The sequence below is a fragment of the Sulfitobacter albidus genome (assembly GCF_018200035.1).
In the GTDB taxonomy this organism is placed as follows: domain Bacteria; phylum Pseudomonadota; class Alphaproteobacteria; order Rhodobacterales; family Rhodobacteraceae; genus Sulfitobacter; species Sulfitobacter albidus.
In genome coordinates this window covers 2,417,715-2,439,923 of sequence record NZ_CP073581.1, presented here as the reverse complement: position 1 = coordinate 2,439,923, position 22,209 = coordinate 2,417,715, and the positions used below count along the sequence as shown (strand labels likewise).

At 63.9% G+C, this 22,209-nt stretch carries 4 protein-coding genes and 1 tRNA gene; all 5 read left to right on the top strand.

Annotated elements, in window-relative coordinates:
* Positions 1-54 precede the first annotated feature (54 nt).
* The 5 genes from KDD17_RS11850 to KDD17_RS11830 all read left to right on the top strand — a co-directional run bounded on the left by KDD17_RS11850 (position 55) and on the right by KDD17_RS11830 (position 21,992).
* Complete coding sequence (locus KDD17_RS11850) at positions 55-792, top strand: TVP38/TMEM64 family protein (protein WP_431358154.1); 738 nt, start codon at positions 55-57, stop codon at positions 790-792.
* Positions 789-2,207, top strand: coding sequence for a dihydrolipoyl dehydrogenase family protein (locus KDD17_RS11845; protein WP_212703849.1), 1,419 nt, complete (start codon positions 789-791; stop codon positions 2,205-2,207). Before KDD17_RS11850 ends, KDD17_RS11845 begins: the two co-directional genes overlap by 4 nt.
* A 64-nt stretch (positions 2,208-2,271) precedes the next feature.
* A complete protein-coding gene (locus KDD17_RS11840) occupies positions 2,272-3,657 on the top strand; it encodes a sensor histidine kinase (protein ID WP_212703848.1) in 1,386 nt (461 codons plus the stop codon).
* A 76-nt stretch (positions 3,658-3,733) separates the two neighbouring features.
* Positions 3,734-3,810, top strand: a tRNA-Arg gene (locus KDD17_RS11835).
* 1,019 nt (positions 3,811-4,829) lie between these two features.
* Complete coding sequence (locus tag KDD17_RS11830) at positions 4,830-21,992, top strand: VCBS domain-containing protein (RefSeq protein WP_212703847.1); 17,163 nt, start codon at positions 4,830-4,832, stop codon at positions 21,990-21,992.
* Positions 21,993-22,209: the final 217 nt, after the last annotated feature.

Below are 22,209 nucleotides of genomic sequence, written 5' to 3'. Positions count from 1 at the left end.
CGTCATCTAGGGGTTAACACACCGCACCCTGAAGGAGCGCCGGAAATGACGGATATGACAGAAGCCAACGAGCAACCCAAAAGCGCCGTGGCCCGCTATGGCCCGATTGCCCTGATCGCCACCGTGGCGCTGGTGGGAGCGTTTTTCCTGCGCGACTACCTCAGCTTTGATGCGCTGCGCGACAACCGTGAGGCGCTGATCGCGTTTCGCGACAGCAATTATGCGCTGACCGTGCTGGCCTTCATCGCGGCCTACGTGGTGATCGTGGCGTTCTCCCTGCCGGGGGCGGCGATTGCGACCCTGACGGGCGGGTTTCTGTTCGGCACGGCACTGGGCGCCACGTTTAACGTGATCGGGGCGACCATCGGCGCGGTTCTGATCTTTCAGGCCGCGCGCATGGGGCTGGGCAAACAGCTCAAGGAGCGGATGGATGCCTCCGAAGGGATGGTGTCGAAGATCAAGAAGGGCATCGACGAGAACCAATGGTCGATGCTGTTCTTTATCCGGCTGGTACCGGCGGTGCCGTTCTTTGTCGCCAACCTGATCCCGGCGTTTCTGGGTGTGCCCCTGTGGAAATTCGCCGTCTCGACGTTTCTGGGCATCATCCCCGGCAGCCTTGTCTATACATCGGTCGGCGCGGGCCTGGGCGAAGTTTTCGCCCGTGGCGAGACGCCAAACCTTGGCATTATCTTTGAGCCGCATATCCTGCTGCCCATCCTCGGGCTCTGCGCGCTGTCGCTGCTGCCCGTGATCATCAAGGCCGTGACCGGCAAGAAGGATTTGTTGAAATGAAGCGGATCAAGACGGATATCCTGATCATCGGCGCAGGCTCGGGCGGATTGTCCGTAGCGGCTGGGGCTGCACAGATGGGCGCGGATGTGACCCTGCTGGAAGGTCACAAGATGGGGGGCGATTGCCTGAACTACGGCTGTGTGCCCTCCAAGGCGCTGATCGCAAGCGGGAAGGCGGCTTACGGCCAGCGCCACGCACAGGCCTACGGGGTCGAGAATGTTGCGGGCGCCGTGGATTACGCTGCCGCCAAGGATCACGTGGCCGACGTGATCGCCACCATCGCGCCGGTGGACAGCCAGGAACGGTTCGAGGGCTTTGGCGTGCGGGTCATCCGTGAATACGGCCACTTCATCAGCCACGACGAGGTGCAGGCAGGCGATACGGTCATCAAGGCGCGGCGCATCGTGATCGCGACGGGCTCGTCACCGCTGGTGCCGCCGATCCCCGGCCTCGATAGCGTGCCCTATGAGACAAACGAGACGTTGTTCGATCTGCGCGAGCGGCCCGAGCATCTGCTGATCATTGGCGGTGGTCCCATCGGGATGGAAATGGCGCAGGCCCACATCCGGCTGGGCAGCAAGGTCACTGTGATCGAGGGCGATAAGGCGCTGGGCAAGGACGATCCGGAACTGGCGAAGGTGGTGCTCGATTCCCTGCGCGACGAGGGCGTCGAGATCGCCGAAGACGCGCTGGCTGCGGAAATCCGGGGCAAGGCCGGTGCCATCGAGGTAGAGGCGAAGGACGGGCGCGTCTTCAAGGGGTCGCATCTGCTGATGGCGGTGGGGCGCAAGGCGAATGTGGACAAGCTGGATCTGGCGGCCGGTGGCGTGAAGCCCTCCAGGAATGGAATCATGGTTGACGACAGTCTGCGCACCTCCAATCGCAAGGTCTATGCCATCGGGGATGTTGCGGGCGGTCTGCAGTTTACCCATGTTGCGGGGTATCATGCGGGCGTCATCATCCGGTCCATGCTCTTTGGCCTGCCGTCCAAGGCAAAGACCGCGCATATTCCCTGGGCGACCTACACCGATCCCGAGCTGGCGCAGGTTGGGCTGACGGAGGCGCAGGCGCGCAAGAAACACGGATCCGCGCTGGAAGTGGTGCGGTTCGACTACGCCCACAACGATCGCGCGATCGCGGAGCGCAAGACCAAGGGGTTCATCAAGGTTATGGTGGTCAAAGGACGCCCGGTCGGGGTGTCCATCGTCGGCTATCAGGCGGGCGAGTTGATCAACCTGTGGGCGCTGGCGCTGGCCAACAACATGAAGATGAGCCAGATCGCCGCCATGGTCGCGCCCTACCCAACCATCGGTGAGGTCAACAAACGCGCGGCCGGTGCCTATTTCAGCCCGCGCCTGTTCGAGAGCGCGATGGTCAAGCGGGTGGTTGGTTTCGTACAACGGTTCGTGCCGTGAGGCCGGGGAGACGCGCGCCTGCGGCGACGCCCCTCCCGCCCTCCCGCAGGGGATCTGGCGCCGCATGATCAATTCACTTTCGGGCCGGCTGCTGATCCTGACGACGATCTTTGTGATGATCGCCGAGATCATGATCTTTGTGCCTTCCATCGCGCGCTTCCGCGAAGACTATATGCTCAACCGGCTGGAGCGCGCGCAGATCGCGTCGCTGGCGCTGCTGGCCGATGACATGCTCGACGATGCGCTGGAGGCAGAGCTGCTGCGCAACGCAGAGGTTTTCAACGTAGTGCTGCGCCGCGATGAGGTGCGGCAGCTGGTGCTGGCCTCGCCCATGCCGCAGGTGATCTCGGGCACCGTCGATTTGCGGGAAAACGATGCGTTGACGCTGATCGGGGATGCCATCCGGCGTATGGCGCGGTCGGAGAATGAAGTCATCCGGGTGATCGGCGCACCGGTGCGCGATGCGGGCCTGCTGATCGAGGTCACGATGGAGACGGAGCCAATGCGCCGTGCCATGATCGACTACGGTCTGCGCATTCTGGTGCTGTCCGCGGTCATTTCCGTGGTCACGGCGGTCCTGCTTTTTGTCGCCATGCGCTTTCTGCTCGTGGTGCCGATCAAGCGGCTGGTGCGGCATATGCAGCGCTACGCCGCCGCCCCCGAGGACGCGCGCCGCAAGATCGTTCCATCGGCCGGCATCACCGAGGTGCGCGAAGCGGAGGAGGCGCTGAAATCGCTGCAGACCGAGCTGACCGGTGCGCTGCGCCAGAAGGAACGCCTGGCCCAGCTCGGCGGCGCCGTCAGCAAGATCAGCCACGATTTGCGCAACATCCTCACCTCCGCGCAACTCTTTACCGACCGGATCGAGATGTCCGAAGACCCTGTCGTTGCGCGTATGGCGCCGAAGCTTGTCGGCTCGATAACCCGTGCGGTGCATCTGTGCGAATCCACCCTGGCCTTTGGCAAGGCGGAAGAGCCTACACCGACGCTGACGGTATTCCCGCTGGCGGACATCGTCGAGGAGGTGATGGAAGGCGAACGTCTGGCCGTCGGCACCTCCGAGGTCGCGCTGATCAACGAGGTGCCTGCCGGGCTGAAACTGCGCGCCGATCCCGAGCAGATGCACCGCGTTCTGGGCAATCTTTTGCGCAACGCCCGTCAGGCGCTGGTTGCAGCGGGCGAGGGGGGGACGATCACGGTCACCGCGCGTGAGAGCGAGCGGAACTGGCAGATCACCATGCGGGATACCGGACCGGGCATTCCCGGCAAGGCACAGGAAGTGCTTTTCGCGCCATTCCAGGGGTCCTTGCGCAAGGGGGGGTCCGGTCTGGGTCTCGCGATTTCGGCAGAGCTGATCAAGGGGCATGGCGGCACGATCCGGCTGGTCTCTACCGGCGCCGCCGGGACCGAGTTCGAAATCACCCTTCCCAAAGGGGACGGCATGCTGTGAAAATTTGCGCTCAGCGCGGATTTCCCGGCAAGAAGGGCTTGCAAGTCGCAGGCAGCACGCATAATCACACCCACGTGGACCGATAGCTCAGCTGGATAGAGTACCTGACTACGAATCAGGGGGTCGGGGGTTCGAATCCTCCTCGGTCCGCCACCTTCATACAAATCGTAAAGTATCGGGGCGCTCTCGCCCATTCTAAGCCTGCACTGTTGGCGTTGATCGCTGAACCTGCGGGGGCGATGTCAGGGTTCCGCCGGGCCCGCCGATTGCCGCGGATCGATCAGCGAGTCTCATCTGAGTTGCCTGCGCTTTTTGGGCGGGCGCTCGGAAGCAGAAAACAGGTTGCGGGGTTCATCTTTTCCCGGCTGTTTGAATTCGTGTTATTCACAGTGTTCGAATTGGCGCATATCCGCCTAATTTCAAAAAGCGCGAATGCGTCATTTTGCAAAACTTAATCGCCCAATAACCATGGTCTTTTGGTGATTCCGCGCCTCATATATTTTTTGAATGATGTAACTACCCATGGTAGCAGCAATGGAAAATGAACGCCCTGAAGACCCGGGAATGCTCGAGACGAGCACCGCGAAGACTGCTTAAAGATTAATCACGAAATTTTTCTGAGAATGGTTGCCCCACTTGTGAAGAAGCGCGCTTCGGGTGGCTGAAATCGACTGCGCAACGGGCGTAAAGCCGCGTGCGTATGTCATAGATTTATTCAGTATGCTTGAATTTACGCGAAAATTTGCCGTTGGGTGCCGATGTTCCCTTTCGGCGAAGTCGCGCGATTTGGGCCGGCCGCAAGCAAATCCAATCGTATACACGCAATCCGAGAAGTGACTAATTTGTAGGCGTTCTGGCGGTAACGATTTGTTAACTTTTTCTTGACGGCTCAAGGACGTTGCCGCACGGTCACCGCAACGGCGGCTTTTCACGGTCGGTTTTTTTATCCGATTGGCTGTCTAGTGTTTTATCAGTTCGCATCCCTTTTGCCGCTAAGTTGAGGTAAGGAGCAGATCCTTTTTCGGCAATTTTGCCGATTAATCGCCGGATAGACGTGCGGAACAATCCGAATTACCGGATGCGCGGCTTTCAACGGTCCTCAGAAATCATCCTTCGCAACGCGCATCAGCCATGGTGCGTGATCCCTGAGTTTTGTCCTGAAAGATCTCCCCATGCCCACAGTGTTTTCTACGCCCGTCACCGAAGTCGCCCTCGCAACGGCTCCTTTTGTCGTCACATTCACCTTCGCGCAGGACATGAACCAGACGATCCTCCCGACGGTGTCGTCGCCCAATGGCGCAACATTTTTCGACTTTTCGGGCGGCATGTGGATTTCGGCGACGGAGTTTCAAATCACGGTTGCCGTCGACGGCACGACGGGCACGCAGACGGACGTTGATCTGCGGATCGAAGGGGCCGTCACAGCCGACGTGGGCATGACCCCCGGGACGACGCTCGCGGCAGAGGACTTCACTGCGTTCACGCTGGTCGATCTGGACGCGCCCACGGCCGCACCGACGGTGGCGCTGGACGACGATACCGGCGTGGACGGAGATGGTATCACAAGCGACGCGACCCTGAGCATCACGCCGGGCGATGCCTCGAATACCTTTGAATATTCTCTCGACAACGGAGCGACGTGGAGCGCGACCTACGCGCCCGCTCAAGGGTCCAACATGCTTCTGGTGCGCGAGGTTGACAGTGTGGGCAACACGGGCCCGGCAAGTGCGCCGTTGGCTTTCACCCTCGATACCGAAGGCGATGAAGGTGATGATCTGACGGTTTCTTTCACCGGGGCGGGCGACGACACGACCTTTAACGCGAATGAGCCGATCCAGGTGCAATTTGCGGGGATCGATACCGGATCCAGCGGCACAATCACCGTCACGTCGGGCGAATCACTCGTGACAATCCTGGTCGACGATACGTCGTCATCGCCGATCACGCTCGACACTGCGCAGATGTCTGATCTGCTTGATGGAACATTGAGCGTTGCGATTTCGGTGACGGATGTGGCGGGCAATGAGGGCACGGCCATGTCCAATGGGTTTGACCTGGAACGCACGCCGCCGATGGTCAGCGGCGCGACCTTCACGGGCGAAGCGACCGATGGCACGATCAACGCGGACGATACGACCGTGACGCTTGAGGTGACCTTCAACGAGGCGATGGACGACACCGTCGATCCGACCATCACGCTCAACGGTGACGCGGCGGGCAACCTGACCGAGGTCGCGATGACGCGCGTCTGGTCCGAGGGCAATACCAAGCTCAGCGTCAGCTACACCGTCACCGGCACGACCGCCGACATCGCCGCGGTCACCATCGACGTGAGCGGTGCGCGGGACGCGGCGGGCAACACGCTTGTCGCCGCGATGGGCGTCACGACGATGACCGCGCTCGACACGCAGGCGCCTGCGGATGAGACCAACACCCTCACCCTGGCCGAGATCACCGACCAGAATGCCGCGCCAACGGGGATGGCAACACCGCTCGACACCCTGTCGGGCGCAGATGGCACGACCTATGTCTTTGGCGGGATGGGGGGCGTGTACGACGCGCTTGATATCGTGGCGTCCGGTGGTGGTTTTGATATTGTTATCAAGGATATGGAAGCGGCGCGCGCCTATTTTGATTTCGAGGCGCGTGGCGGGGAGACCGATGCCGCCGGTACGGTCACAACGGCGCCAACCCCGATCGAGATTGTTGTCACCGGGACCGATAACGCGGGCAACGCCACGACCTCGACCATTACGGTGAACCTCACCGATCTCAACGACGCGCCCGTGCTGGGGGCGGGCACGACAAGCGTCATCGTGACCGAGCGGGCAGACACGAATGACACAGCCGAGAACGCCGTCGAATTCGGCGATGGCGGCACATTCGTCGTCACGGATGACGAGCTTAACGACACCCACACAATCACCGTCACCAACGTCAGCAGCACGAATCCGGGCGGATTCCTGGGCGTGATGACCGCAGGTTTCGATGCGCCGATCACCGGCGACGGCACCGGCATCGTGGGCTGGAACTTCAACGTGGGCGCGCCATTGCCTGCTGGTATCTCCGCCGCGCAGATGCTGACGATCGACGCGTTGGCCGCCGATGAAACCATCGTGCAGACCTATACCATCACGATCCGCGACAACGCGGGCGGGGAGACGGTGCAACCGATCACCGTCACCATTCAGGGTACCAACGACCGGCCCATCGTCTCGGGCGGGCCGGCGAGCGCCCCTGTGACCGAACCTGCGGACATCGAAGTCTTTCAGGGGATCAGCGCAAACGGCTCCCTGACGGTGGCCGATACGGATGCGACCGACACGGTCACTGTTTCGGTAAATTCCGTTGAGGTGGACACGGAAAACAGCGCCTTCTCCGGCACCGCGCCCGATGCCATGGCCTTGCTTGCCATGATGCAGGTCGCCGCCGGTGGCAGCGAAAGCTTTGCAAGCGTCACGCCAGCGCTTGCGGCAGACGGGGCGGGCAGCACGTTTGACTGGGCGTTCACAGCCGGGGATGCCACATCGCAGCCGTTCGATTTCCTGCGCGCGGGCGACACGCTTGTGCTCACCTATACGCTGCGGGCCGACGACGGCTCTGGCACGGCAACGGCCACAGCGGATGAAACGGTGACGATCACCATCACCGGCACCAACGATGTGCCCGAGATCGTGGCCGCCACCACCAACGTGACCACGGTCGTCGAAGCGGGCGGGACGCTCAACGGCACGGCCGGCACGAACGAGGTCAGCGGCAATCTGTCAGCGGGCGACAACTGGACCGACGCGGACGCCACCGAGGCGGCAGCGCTGTCCGTTCGCACGGCCTTCATCGACGGGGGCATCGCCAGCACGCTCGTGTTTGATGCAATGACGGGTGAGGCCGCGGTGAACGGTATCTACGGCACGCTCTACATCGCGACCGATGGCGCCTATCGCTACGTGCTGGACGACGCGCGCGCAGCGACGCAGGCGCTTGATGCGGCAGACAGCGGCATCGAGGAGGTGTTCAACTACACCATCGGCAACAATGATAATGGCAGCAGCAACTCGGCCCGCTCTACGCTGACGATCACCATCGACGGCGCCAACGACGCCCCCGTCATCAGCTTTGTCGAGACCAACAACGCAGGCGCCCCGGTCGAGGCCGGTGTTGACGCCAACAACGACGCCTTCGCCGGGACCGCCGTGGTATCCGGCACCCTCATCGTCACCGATGTCGATGCGGACGATACGGCCTTCACCCTCACCGTCGATGTGCCGATGGGCGCAACGCTAAACCCTGATGGCAGTGTTACGACCGATTTCGGCACATTCTCTGTCACCAATGCCGGGGTTTGGGAATTCACGCTCAATAACACCTCCACGGCGGTGAACAGCCTCGCTCAGGGCGAGACCAGCGTACAGACCTTTACCGTGCGCGCCGCCGATACTGCCGGTGCGGACGATACGCAGGTGGTGACGCTGACGATCACGGGCACCAACGACGCGCCCGTCATCGCCGTGGATACAGGGGTCGCCGTTGATAACGACGTCACCGAGGCGGGCGCGACTGTCATCGGGGATACCGTGGCGTCGGGTGCCTTTATCGCGCCCGACATCGACGATGCCGTGCCGACACAGACCTGGTCGATCGTGACAGTGAACGAAGGGGTAAGCACGCTCGCCTCCGCCGATCCTGTCAACAATGCCCTGGTGACCGGCACCTATGGCACGCTGAGCCTGAACGATACCGGCGGCTGGACCTACACGCTCAACGACGCGGACCCCGACACGCAGGCGCTGGCCGCCGATGCGACTGTAACGGATGTCTTTACCGTGCGGGTGACGGATGCCTTTGGCGGTTTTTCCGAACTGCCCGTGACCGTGACCGTAACCGGCAGCAACGACGCCCCGGTCATCACCGTTGAAACGGATGCCGAGGATTCCCAGGCGGAATCCGTCCTAGAAACCGATGCGGCCAACCTCACCACCTCCGGCACGCTGACCATCGCGGACGTGGACATGAACGACACCGTCACGGTGAGTGTCGCCTCCGTCGCGGCCTCGGGGACGCTCAACGGCATCGCCCCCGATGCCGCCGTTTTTGAGGATATGCTCGAAATCACCGCCGGTGAGACGCTCGAAACAGGCACGGGCAACGCCAGTGCCTCCGCCACCTGGACCTTTGACAGCAACGCGGAAACCTTCGATTACCTTGCAAAAGGCGAAAGCGCGACGCTGGTCTACACGGTCGAGGCGACCGATGGCGATCAGACCGTTTCCGTGCCCGTCACCATCACCGTGAACGGCACCAACGACCGCCCCGAAATCACGCAGGGCGTGGGCGACACCTTCCTGGGCGACGTGACAGAAACCACGGACGCGGTGGCCGGCGTGCTGACCACCTCCGATACGCTCAACATCACGGATGTTGATGTGTCCGATACCCATACGGTGACGGCGACGCGCACCTTTATCATCTGGACAGACACCAACGGAGCGAACAACGGCGGTACCGCCTCCGCCGTCACAACGCCGCTGCCCGCCGGGCTTGAGGCGCTGCTTGACGTCGACGCGGCCTTCACGGTCAGCATCAACGAAAGCGATGCAACCCAGATCGACTGGTCCTTCACGCTTGACGATACTGCCGCTGATTTCCTCGGCGCGGGCGAGACGCTGACAGTGGTCTACGATCTTACGGTCGACGACCAGAACCTCATCACCGAGGCAGGCGATGACGAGCTGTCGGTCTCCGCTCCACGGCAGGTCACGATCACGATCATCGGCACGAACGACACCCCGACAATCACCGCCGATGCGGTCACCGTCTTTGACGAAGGCGACTCGCTCGTCCTGAACGAAACCCGGACCGTCGTCACCGACGAAGTCACCGGCGATCCGGTCGAAACACCCGCCGCCACCGCCACGATCAATCTGCTGGGCACCGGCACGGATACCGCAAATAAAACCGCCTATGTCACCAATGTGACCGAGCTCGACCTCAACGATACCCGTGCCATCGTTGGCACGACGACGCTGCTCGTCTCTGGCGAACCGTTCGGCCCCAGCACAGTGGGCGGGACCATCCCGACAGGTTTCACCGCTGCCGACGTGCGGGCCGCGTTCGACCTGACAACCGACACCGAGGTAGTGACCTTCGACCGCAACGCGCCCGTCTTTGACGCGCTCGATACGGGCGAAACGCTCGACGTGGTGATCTCCTACCGGGTCGAGACGACGTCGCCCGACGGCAGCACCGAATTTGTCGATCTCACGACCACCGTGCGGATCACCGGTGCGAATGACGCACCCTATATCCTCGACGGCGCAGACAGCGCGCGCACAATCGTTGAATTCACGGACGCCGATATTGCGACCGAAAACCAGCCGCGCCCAACCGAGACCGGCACAATCACCTTCAACGACATCGAGCCTGGCGATATCGGAAATCTGTCGGTCAATATCACAACCATCGCGGGCAGTGGTCCCGATGCGGCGGCCCTTGCGGATTACGTCGGTACCTTTGCGGCCGGCTTCCTCGCGCCCACAGGCACGGAGCCCGCAGAGGCGGGAACAGTTTTCTACGAATTCGATGTGGATGACGCGGAGCTCGACTATCTCGCGATCGACGAAGTGTTCACCCAATCCTACGAGGTTGCAATCTCGGACGGCACGACAACGACCGCCCGTAACATCGTCCTGACGTTCCAGGGGACGAACGACGCGCCGACCATCACGGCGGCAGAGCCCGAGGATGCCGAAGCCGGCCTGACCGAGAACGCGGCGGCGCCGCTGGTGGCGTCTGGCACGCTGACGCTGGCGGATGTGGACGTGAGCGACGTGGTGAGCCTGTCGGTGAGCGACGCGAACGCGGTCAGCTCGGATGCGGGCGCGGTGGATGTGTCTGGCATGCTGAGCGTCGCGGTGGACGACGGTCTGGACGGCACGCAGGTCTCTGACACGGTGACCTGGACCTTCGATGCGGGCACGCAGGCGTTCGACTTCCTGACGGCGGGCGAGGATCTCGCGCTGGTCTACACCATCACCGCCACCGACGATAACGGGGCCACGGCCACGCAGGACGTGACCATCACGATCACCGGCATCAACGACACGGCCGTGATCACCGAGGCGAGCGCGGGCTCGGCCAGCGGTGCGGTCACCGAGGAGAGCGCCCTGACGACGAGCGGCGATCTGGATGTCACGGATGCGGACGACGGGGAATCCGTCTTTACGCCGGTGACGGCGCAGGCGGCGATGTACGGCAGCTTCACGATGGATGCGACGGGGGCGTGGAGCTACGCGCTCGACAACGACAACGGCGCGGTTCAGGCGCTGGGCGTGGACGACACGCTGACCGACACGATCATGGTGCAATCGACCGATGGCTCGGCGATGCAGGCGCTGACGGTGACGATCAACGGCACGAATGACACGCCGACCATCGGCGCGGTGGCGCAGACGGACAGCGTCGCGGCCGGCCTGACCGAGAACGCGGCGGCGCCGCTGGTGGTGTCTGGCACGCTGACGCTGGCGGATGTGGATGTGAGCGACGTGGTGAGCCTGTCGGTGAGCGACACGAATGCGGTCAGCTCGGATGCGGGCGCGGTGGATGTGTCCGGCATGCTGAGCGTCGCGGTGGACGACGGTCTGGACGGCACGCAGGTCTCTGACACGGTGACCTGGACCTTCGATGCGGGCACGCAGGCGTTCGACTTCCTGACGGCGGGCGAGGATCTCGCGCTGGTCTACACCATCACCGCCACCGACGATAACGGGGCCACGGCCACCCAGGACGTGACCATCACGATCACCGGCATCAACGATGTCGCCGTGATCACCGAGGCGAGCGCGGGCTCGGCCAGCGGTGCGGTCACCGAGGAGAGCGCCCTGACGACGAGCGGCGATCTGGACGTCACGGATGCGGACGACGGGGAATCCGTCTTTACGCCGGTGACGGCGCAGGCGGCGATGTACGGCAGCTTCACGATGGATGCGACGGGGGCGTGGAGCTACGCGCTCGACAACGCCAACGGCGCCGTTCAGGCGCTGGGCGTGGACGACACGCTGACCGACACGATCATGGTGCAATCGACCGATGGCTCGGCGATGCAGGCGCTGACGGTGACGATCAACGGCACGAATGACACGCCGACCATCGGCGCGGTGGCGCAGACGGACAGCGTCGCGGCCGGCCTGACCGAGAACGCGGCGGCGCCGCTGGTGGCGTCTGGCACGCTGACGCTGGCGGATGTGGATGTGAGCGACGTGGTGAGCCTGTCGGTGAGCGACACGAACGCGGTCAGCTCGGATGCGGGCGCGGTGGATGTGTCAGGCATGCTGAGCGTCGCGGCGGGCGACGGTCTGGACGGCACGCAGGTCTCCGACACGGTGACGTGGACGTTTGATGCGGGCGCGCAGGCGTTCGACTTCCTGACGGCGGGCGAGGCTCTTGCGCTGGTCTACACCATCACCGCCACCGACGATAACGGGGCCACGGCCACGCAGGACGTGACCATCACCATCACCGGCATCAACGACACGGCCGTGATCACCGAGGCGAGCGCGGGCTCGGCCAGCGGTGCGGTCACCGAGGAGAGCGCCCTGACGACGAGCGGCGATCTGGACGTCACGGATGCGGACGACGGGGAATCCGTCTTTACGCCGGTGACGGCGCAGGCGGCGATGTACGGCAGCTTCACGATGGATGCGACGGGGGCGTGGAGCTACGCGCTCGACAACGCCAACGGCGCCGTTCAGGCGCTGGGCGTGGACGACACGCTGACCGACACGATCATGGTGCAATCGACCGATGGCTCGGCGATGCAGGCGCTGACGGTGACGATCAACGGCACGAATGACACGCCGACCATCGGCGCGGTGGCGCAGACGGACAGCGTCGCGGCCGGCCTGACCGAGAACGCGGCGGCGCCGCTGGTGGCGTCTGGCACGCTGACGCTGGCGGATGTGGATGTGAGCGACGTGGTGAGCCTGTCGGTGAGCGACACGAACGCGGTCAGCTCGGATGCGGGCGCGGTGGATGTGTCAGGCATGCTGAGCGTCGCGGCGGGCGACGGTCTGGACGGCACGCAGGTCTCCGACACGGTGACGTGGACGTTTGATGCGGGCGCGCAGGCGTTCGACTTCCTGACGGCGGGCGAGGCTCTTGCGCTGGTCTACACCATCACCGCCACCGACGATAACGGGGCCACGGCCACGCAGGACGTGACCATCACCATCACCGGCATCAACGACACGGCCGTGATCACCGAGGCGAGCGCGGGCTCGGCCAGCGGTGAGGTCACCGAGGAGAGCGCCCTGACGACGAGCGGCGATCTGGACGTCACGGATGCGGACGACGGGGAATCCGTCTTTACGCCGGTGACGGCGCAGGCGGCGATGTACGGCAGCTTCACGATGGATGCGACGGGGGCGTGGAGCTACGCGCTCGACAACGACAACGGCGCGGTTCAGGCGCTGGGCGTGGACGACACGCTGACCGACACGATCATGGTGCAATCGACCGATGGCTCGGCGATGCAGGCGCTGACGGTGACGATCAACGGCACGAATGACACGCCGACCATCGGCGCGGTGGCGCAGACGGACAGCGTCGCGGCCGGCCTGACCGAGAACGCGGCGGCGCCGTTGGTGGCGTCGGGCACGCTGACGCTGGCGGATGTGGATGTGAGCGACGTGGTGAGCCTGTCGGTGAGCGACACGAATGCGGTCAGCTCGGATGCGGGCGCGGTGGATGTGTCCGGCATGCTGAGCGTCGCGGCGGGCGACGGTCTGGACGGCACGCAGGTCTCCGACACAGTGACGTGGACGTTTGATGCGGGCGCGCAGGCGTTCGACTTCCTGACGGCGGGCGAGGCTCTTGCGCTGGTCTACACCATCACCGCCACCGACGATAACGGGGCCACGGCCACCCAGGACGTGACCATCACGATCACCGGCACGAATGACACCCCGGTCCTTGCGGATGTGAGAAGCGCGCCCGCGATCCTCGACACAGCGGCCGACGACACCTTCGATCCGGTTCTGGGCACGCTTGTCGGGACCGATGCGGACGATGGTGCCGTGCTGAGCTACCGTCTGGATGACGAGAGCGCGGTGGACGACGGGACAGGCACCACGACACTGGCGGGGAAATACGGCACGCTCGCGCTGAGCGCCGATGGCACCTACACCTATACGGTCGATCCGATGGCGTTGCAGGCCCTGCTGCCCACCGACACCCCTGACGAGACGTTCGAGGTGACGGTTGCCGATACGCTCGGGGCGTCCTCGACGGGGACCCTGACCATCGACATTACCCCCGCAAACGACACGCCCGAGCTTGCCGACGTCGTCGCAGGCACCGTTACCGATACGGAAGAGGCCGACAGCTTTGCGTCGGTGGCGGGCACGTTGGCGGCAACCGACCGGGACGCGGGCGATGAGGCTGCGCTTGTCTATACTGTCTCCGGCATGGAGGCGGGTGAGAGCGGGACGCAGCAGACGTTCTACTTTGACCGCGCGGCGACCGATCCGATGCTGGCAGTGCTGGCCGATCCCGAGGAAACGGATGGGCTGATCGCGTTGGGGACACTGCTGGTTGAAAGCGATGGCACCTATACCTTTACCCCCGATGATGCGGGCATCGATGCGCTGAAGGCGGGGGAAAATCCTGTCATCGCAGCGATGGTGCGCGCGACCGATCCGCAAGAGGCCTTTGTCGAGGCGACGCTCACGATCAACGTGACGGGTGCCAACGACAAGCCGGTGATCATCGGCACTGTCCCGGCCGCGACCGATGGCGTCGTATTCGAAGAGGCCAAGGAACTGGCAGAGGGCGATACCGGGACGAATGTGACGGCAAGCGGGTCGATCTCCTTTACCGATCCGGACAGCACGACCATTCCTTCGTTCGGTTTCGTGGCGCAGGAATCGGGCTATGCGGGTACGATTTCCTTTACGCCTTCGGGCGGTACGGTGGCTGCGGGCACCGTCGGCTGGAGCTTTGTCATCCCCGATGCCGAGCTGAACACCCTTTCAGAGGGCGAGGCGCTCGACACCAGCCCACAGGTCTACGACATCGCGATCAACGATGGCGAGGGCGGTATCACGACCCAGCGTGTCGAGATTTCGATTGTGGGGACAAATGACACGCCCGTCATCTCGGGCGCCTTGGCGGGCGGCGCGCTGGCGGACAGCGGCAGCGTCACCGAGGCGGCACCCGACGGTGTTGTGATGGCCTCGGGGACATTGTCGGTCGCGGATGTCGATCTGTCCGATACCGTGACGATGAGCGTGACAAGCGCGACCGTCTCCGAAAGCGGGACTTTCGCCGAAGCGCTGCCGCTCACGACCGCGGAATTGCGCGCGATGATGCAATTCGCGACCGAGGGCGGATTGAGCGATACGCTCACCCTGTCGGCGGATGACGCGGGGTCCGATTTCACGTGGCAGTTCACAAGTGGCGCAATGGGCGACGCTGCGTTCAACTTCCTTGCGGCGGGAGAGACGCTGGTCGTCGATTATGTGCTGACCGCGCAGGATGCATTCATGGGGGTGAGCCGCGCGAGCGACACACAGACCGTGACCATCACCATCACTGGCAGCAACGACGTGCCGACAGCCGAAGCGATTTCCGCGACGGTCGCGGAGGATATTGATGCGGCCAGCACGATAGCCACGGCGTCTGCCGACGATCTGGATCTCAGCGATACCTTCACATTCGAGATCACCGGCGGCAATGACGCGGATCTTTTCGAGATCGACGCGGCGGGTGTCATCACCCTGCGCGACGGTGTCGATGGCGCGCCTGATGCGGCGCTCGATGCGGAAACCACGCAAAGCCATACGCTTTCCGTGACCATCTCGGACGGGAACGGCGGCACTGTCGTGCAGACCGTGTCGGTAACCGTGACGGATGTGGACGACAACCCGACACTTGCGCCCGTCGATGTGGCGGCGGACCTGCTGGGCACGCCGATTGCCAACGCGGTGGACGAAAACGCCCTTGGTGGTACGCAAGTCGGCGTGACGGCCTTCTCGACAGACGCGGACGTGACCGCCGATCCGATCAGCTATGCGATCACCGGCGGGGATGGTGCGGCCTTCTTCGATATCGACAGCGAAACCGGCGTGGTGACCGTCAAGGACGACGCGGATCTGAACCGCGAAGTGGCGGCCAGCTACGACATCGAAGTCACCGCGATGGATGCCTTCGGCACGCCAAGCGCGGCCTCGACCTTCACCATCGTGCTCAACGACCTCGATGAATTCGACGTGACGGCGGATGGCGATGGCAACGTTGCCCTGAACCAGGTGGCTGAAAATGCCGCCGCCGGTGCCCTTGTGGGTGTGACGGCCACGGCGTCGGACGATGACGCGACCAATAGCGGCATCACCTTCACGCTGGACGATGACGCGGGCGGGCTGTTCGAAATCGACGCGATGACGGGTGTTGTCACTTTGTCGACCGCCGATGGCGCGCCCCGTCCCGATTTCGAGGCGGCGACCAGCCATTCGATCACCGTTCTGGCAACCAGTGAAGACGGATCGACCGCGACCGAGGATTTCATCATCGAGGTTCTCGATGTGGACGATACGGCGCCGCAGATCCTGACGCTTGCCGCCCTGACTGCGGCCGAGAACGACACGGATGTGGTATCGCTCCGGGCCTCCGACGCGGATACGGATTCTTCCGACATTACCTTCACCATTGTGGGCGGCGACGATGCGGCGCTCTTCACGGTGGGGGCGGAGAATACGCTTCAGTTTGTCGAGGCACCGGATTTTGAGGATCCGCAGTCGGTCGCCGGTGGCAATGACTACGCCGTGACGGTGCAGGCCGCCGATCCGGCGGGCAACCTTACGACGCAGTCGCTGACGGTAACGGTCACGGATGTGAACGAGGCGCCTACAGCCGTCGTGCTCAGCAATCAGATCACCAGTGTTGACGAGAACTCCGTCAGCGGGCCGGACGGCCTGAAGGTGGCCGACATCGCAGTTGTCGACGATGCGCTTGGCCTGAACGCGCTGTCGCTCAGCGGGGCGGACGCGTCTCTTTTCGAGATCGCGATTGCCGAGACCGGCGGATTTGAGCTGCGGTTTGTCGGGATCGCGGGCGATTTCGAAATGCCCGACGACGCCGATGCCAACGGGACGTTCGAGGTCACCGTGGACGTGGACGACGCCGATGTCGGTGCGACTCCCGATGCCTCGGCCCTCTTCACGCTCACCCTTGCGGACGTGAACGAAGCGCCGGTCATCGACGAAGCCGCCTCCGATACGGCTCCCTTCACCGACGAAGATAACGCGGTCACCGGCAGCATTGTCGCCGATGACGTCGATGCGGATGCGGTGCTGAGCTACACCATCCTGACGGGGCCGACCGATGGAATGGTATCGATCGACGCGCTGGGTGCGTACACCTACACGCCGGGAACCGACTTCTTTGGCACTGACACCTTCACCGTTCAGGTTTCGGACGGAGTCCTGACCGACACGGTCGAGGTGGAGGTCTCGGTCGCGCCGGTCAACGACGCGCCGGTAAATGGGCTGCCCGAAGGCTATGCGGCGACGGAAGACACGGCACTTGTGCTGTCGGGGCTTTCGGTGACGGATGTCGACGCCGGCGACAGCGCGATCAGCGTGACGCTCACCGTTACGAGCGGCACGCTTGCGGCGACTGGCACGGCATCGGTTGCGGTGACGCAGACCATGTCAAACAGCCTGACGCTGGCGGGGACCGTGGCCGCGCTCAACACCTTCCTTGCGGAGACAGCGCCAAGCTTCACTCCGGCGCTGAACGCAACGGACGATGTCACACTGACAATCCTGTCGGACGATATTTCCGCGCAGGATACCGACACTGTGATCATCACCGTAGCAGCGCAGGACGATGCTCCGGTCGCGGCGAGCGCGGTCGTCATTGGCACCGAGGATGTGAGCGCCGTCTTTGACGTGGCCGGGCTCATCACCGAGGTTGACGGCGACGACGTGATCGTTACCGCCAGCGTCGATGAGGCCCTCGGCACCGTCATGGTGGACGGCACCCAGATCACCTTCACGCCGGCAGAGAATGTGAACGGCAATGTGGAAATTTCCTACACGGTGACCGACGATACCGGCGCCATGCTGGCCGCAAGCGCCACGGTCACTGTCAACCTTGATCCGGTTGACGATGCACCGGTCGCCGCTGACACCACGGCAATGACCGACGAGGACGTGACGACAACCATCGACGTGAGCGATCTGATCACCGAAGTTGACGGTGATCCATTCACCATCACCGCGGAGGTTCCCGAAACACAGGGCACGGTTACGGTCGACGGGACGGTAATCACCTTTGACCCGGCGGCGGACTTCAACGGCGACGCGACCATCACCTATACGGTGACAGACGCAAACGGGGTGATGATGCCCTTGTCCGACGACGGGCAGATCGTCGTCTCAGTAGCCCCGGTCAACGACGCGTCCGAACTGGCGGTCGATGCGCAGATGCGCAGCACCCATGTGGAAGCCGTGGACGACGCGTCCCCCGTGCCGACACTTGTTGCGGCGGATGTGGCGCTGCTGGATGTGGATGGGCTCGACTACGCGACAGGCGTGTTCACCGCTTCGGTCACGGATGGCGACGGCAGCGATCTGCTTGACCTCGATACGGGCGGCGGATTGTCGGTCAGCGGCGGAGACATTTCGCTGGGCGGGGTCGTCATCGGCAGCATCAGCGGGCAGGGCACCGCGACACTGGCCGTGACCTTCACCGCCGCGGCAAACGTGCCGGAAGTGGCGACAGTCATCAACGCGCTGACCTACGCCACCACCGACGACACGCCGGCGGTGTCCCGCGACATCACGCTGGATCTCAGCGATGGTGACGGTCTGTCGGCGATGCAACAGACGGTCTTCGTGGACATCACTGCGTCCAATGACAGCCCGACACCGGTTGACGATGCTTTTGCGATTTCCGAAGGAGCGTTCTCCTCGACGATCAACCTGATCACCCGCACGCCGGGCGATACCGATCCGGATATGGACACGCTTTCCGTCTCTCGGGTCTCGGACATCATCGACACCGATGTGGAAGCCGCTGAAACCTCCGAAGTCTCCCTTGGATCGGCGGGCACGATCACCACGGACTTCGGAGCCGAGGTCACGCTGCAGTCCAACGGTCAGCTGTTCTATAACCTGACCTCCGCCACGGGCCGGTTCAACGAGCTGGCACTGGGAGAGCAGGCCGAGGATACCTTCAGTTATACCGTGCGCGACAGCGCGGGGGCCGAAACCACGGCCACCGTCACGGCGACGATCACGGGGACAAACGACGCGATCATCGCCACCGCCGACGTTGTGTCGACAAGCGAGGATGCGGCGGGCGAGGTGACCGGGAACGTCCTGGACAACGACACGGATATCGATGTCAACGACACCCGCGAAATCGTCACGGTCACAGGCTCCGTCACCGCCACGGCCATCGGCACGGTCGACGGCTTCCGGATCACGACCAACGACGGGGTGATCCTCGATCTGGCCAGCGACGGCGCCTACAGCCTGACAGCGCCAGACAGCCTTGCGGCGGGCGAGACCTACGAGGCGACGTTCCAATATACCGTGCAGGACGGCGGCTCGGCGACGTCGACCACGTCGGTCCGGATCAGCGTGACCGGCGACAATGACGCGCCCCTCGCCGCTGCCGTGACGCTGACGGCGGTGGACGAGGACACGCCACGCATCATCACCGAGAGCGAGATCATCGCTCTTGGCGCGACGGATCCCGATGAGATGAGCGCGTTGACGATCACGTCGCTGACGCTCACTTCCGGCGAAGGGACGCTTGTCGATCAGGGAGGCGGCTCGTGGCTCTTCACGCCGGGTCTGAACGACACCGAAAGCGTGACCTTTACCTACGTCGTCTCTGACGGCACGCTGGAAGCGACGGCAACCGCCGGTCTGGATCTGCTGCCCGTGGACGACGCGCCAACGGCGGCGGATGCCACGGCGGAGACCGACGAGGACACGGCCACCGTGATCGACGTGGCCAGCCTGATCGGTGAGGTCGACGGCGACGCAACCATCGTGACGGCGAGCGTTGATCCGGCACAGGGTGCGGTTGAGGTTGAAGGCACCGAGATCACCTTTACCCCGGCGGCGGACTTCAACGGGGCGGCGACGATCAGCTACACGGTGACCGACGACACCGGCGCAGCCCTTGCGGACAGCGGCACTATCGCGGTGACCGTGACGCCCGTGGACGACGCGCCAACGGCGGCGGATGCCACGGCGGAGACCGACGAGGACACGGCCACCACGATCGATGTGGCCAGCCTGATCGGCGAGGTCGACGGCGACGCAACCATCGTGACGGCGAGCGTTGATCCGGTGCAGGGGTCGGTTGAGGTTGAAGGCACCGAGATCACCTTCACCCCGGCGGCGGACTTCAACGGGGCGGCGACGATCAGCTACACGGTGACCGACGACACCGGCGCGGCCCTTGCGGACAGCGGCACCATCGCGGTGACCGTGACGCCCGTGGACGACGCGCCGGTGCTGACGGTGCCGGTTGCGGAGGTCACGCTGACCGACACGGCCGCCGATGACAGCTTTGTCGCCACCACGGGAACGCTGACGGCAACGGATGCGGATGCGGGCGATACTGTTACCTTTGGTCTGACCGGGGCCGGCCTCTCTGCCGAGGACGGATTTGATCTGGAGCTGGCCGGCGATACCGGGACGCTGCTTCTCAACAGTGTGACGGGGGCCTACGAATTCCGGCCCGACGACGCGGCTGTCGAAGCAGCGCTGGCGACAGTAACAGAAACGTTCGAGTTCACGGCGACAGACGGGACGCTTTCGGCAATCGCGCAATCCTTCACGGTCACCGTGGAAGGTGTCGACGACACCGGGGAGGCGGCGGACGACAGTTTTGCCATCACCGAGGTCGAGACCCTCGTCGGGGCGAGCCTGTTTGCCGATACCGGGAATGGCGTGGACAGTGACCGGGATACATCTCCACTGTCGATTGCGTCGGTCAACGGTGACGCGGCCTCTGTCGGGGCGGCGATCACGCTGGCCTCCGGTGCGCTGCTGAGTGTCGCGGCGGACGGGACGTTTGACTATGATCCAAACGGCGCGTTCGAGGCGTTGGCCGCAGCGGGGTCCGGTTCTGCCACGACCACGGCGGTCGATACCTTTACCTACACGCTTGAGGGGGGAGATACCGCCACGGTGTCCGTCACGGTTTCGGGCATCGACAACAACGATGTGCTGACCGGTACGGCGGCGGGCGAAGTGCTGAACGCGGGCGTCGGTGACGATACGGTCGACGGCCTGGGCGGCGCGGATGCGATCTTTGGCGGGGCGGGCAACGATGCGCTCTCCGGCTCTGATGGCAACGATGTGCTGTCGGGCGGGGCGGGCAACGACACCCTCGACGGCGGCAGCGGCTTTGACACCGCGTCCTACGCCGAGGTCACGGAAAATCTCGTGGTCAACATCAACTTCGCCGGGGCGCAGACGGTCTCTGCCGCGGCGGGCACGGATACCTTTGTCTCGATCGAGGGGATCCGGGGGGGCACCGGGAACGACCTGCTTGTCGGCTCTGCTGCGGGCAACGTTATCACCGGCGGCACCGGGAACGACCGCATCTTTGGTCTGGGCGGCAGCGACAGCATCCTCGGGGGTGCGGGCAATGACCTGATCGAAGGCTCGGGCGGGAACGATACGCTCGACGGTGGAGCCGGGGACGCGGACATCCTGAGCTACTTCAACTCCGCCGGCGGGGTGCGGGTGAACCTGCGCTTCCAGGGGACCGAGCAGAACGTGCTGGGCGGTTCGGGTCTGGATACCTTCACCGGGTTCGAAGACCTCTACGGCTCGAACAACGGTGCGGATATCCTCGTCGGGAACGGCGCAGGCAACGCGCTGTTCGGTTTTGCCGGCGGTGACCGTCTGTTCGGCTTCAACGGGGACGATGAGCTGTTCGGGATGCAGGGTTCCGACAGCCTGTCGGGTGGTCTGGGGTCCGATACGCTGCAAGGGGGGGCAGGGGCGGATAGCTTCATCTTCTCCACCGCAGCGGAAAGCGGCCCCGTCGGTGGCGATGTCATCACCGACTTCGGAACGGGTGGCGCGGATCTGATCGATCTGTCGGCCATCGACGCCGACGGGGTGCTGGCGGGGGATCAGGCGTTCAGCTTTATCGGCACAGACGCCTACAGCGGCGCCGGTCAGCTGCGGTTTGAAACCGACGGGACCGATGGCCGCGTGGCCGCCGATATCGATGGCGATGGCAACGATGATCTCAGCATTACGCTGCGCGGGATCACGGCGATCGACGCGGATGACTTCCTGCTTTAGGGCCATGCGCCGAACCATGAAATGCAAGGAGGCGGACCGCATGGTCCGCCTCCTTCGCCGTTTTCGGGGCAGGGCGCGCGGCCTGCGGAATTGTAAATCCGCGCGTCTGCGCCCATCTTGAGGGATAAAGGAGCCGCTATGACCGATACCCTTCCGCCACCACCTGCCCCCTCAACCTCGAGGAGGAGCTTGACCGGATCGCGCGGCGCTACAAGGC

Excerpts from the sequence above, each read along its gene's own strand:
- KDD17_RS11845 (WP_212703849.1), top strand. The coding sequence starts at position 789 with ATGAAGCGGATCAAGACGGATATCCTGATCATCGGCGCAGGCTCGGGC.
- KDD17_RS11830 (WP_212703847.1), top strand. The coding sequence starts at position 4,830 with ATGCCCACAGTGTTTTCTACGCCCGTCACCGAAGTCGCCCTCGCAACG.
- KDD17_RS11850 (WP_431358154.1), top strand. The coding sequence starts at position 55 with ATGACAGAAGCCAACGAGCAACCCAAAAGCGCCGTGGCCCGCTATGGC.
- KDD17_RS11840 (WP_212703848.1), top strand. The coding sequence starts at position 2,272 with ATGATCAATTCACTTTCGGGCCGGCTGCTGATCCTGACGACGATCTTT.